The organism is Mesorhizobium sp. M7A.F.Ca.CA.004.04.2.1 (genome assembly GCF_004022825.1).
Classification (GTDB): Bacteria; Pseudomonadota; Alphaproteobacteria; order Rhizobiales; family Rhizobiaceae; genus Mesorhizobium.
In genome coordinates this window covers 1-513 of sequence record NZ_RZPH01001744.1, presented here as the reverse complement: position 1 = coordinate 513, position 513 = coordinate 1, and the positions used below count along the sequence as shown (strand labels likewise).

General features: G+C 67.1%; 1 protein-coding gene and 1 pseudogene. Both read left to right on the top strand.

The window, feature by feature from the left end:
• The coding region (locus EN893_RS37350; protein ID WP_164901565.1) for a helix-turn-helix domain-containing protein at positions 1-242 on the top strand (242 nt) is incomplete at its 5' end.
• A pseudogene (locus tag EN893_RS37345) lies at positions 239-513 on the top strand (S26 family signal peptidase); the annotation flags it as partial. The gene EN893_RS37350 and the pseudogene EN893_RS37345, both read left to right, overlap by 4 nt.

The following is a 513-nucleotide window of genomic DNA, read 5'->3' as shown; positions in this document are numbered from 1 at the left end:
GCGCGAAAAAGGGCAGCCCGTTTCTCAGTACAGCCCAAGCCGCCTTCTATATCGGGCTCTCCCAGCGCACGCTCGAAAAGATGCGGCTCAAGGGCGGCGGCCCGAAATTCCGCAAGCACGGCCGCTATGTCCGCTATCACATCGACGAACTCGACCATTGGTCGAAAGGACACCCGCAGCACTCCATCGCCGGCGATGGCAAGGCCGGTTCCGGCCAGGGCGGCACGGGAGGCCGTTCATGAGGCGGCGCCCTTCCATCCATCTGATCGGCAGCCGCCTGAGGCGTGTTCGAGCCCGTAAGACGGTCGCCTTGGCCGCGGCCGGTCTCGGTCTTTTGGGCTTCACGGCGCTGGGAAAGCCCGCCCCTTGGCTGGTCTGGAACGCCTCGGCCAGCGCGCCGATCGGCCTTTACCGCATCGCTGCGGGAGCGCTGGCGCGTGGCGATCTCGTGCTCGTGCGCCCGCCTGAATACGCGGCGTATCTCGCCGCCGAGCGCAGCTATCTGCCTCGCAG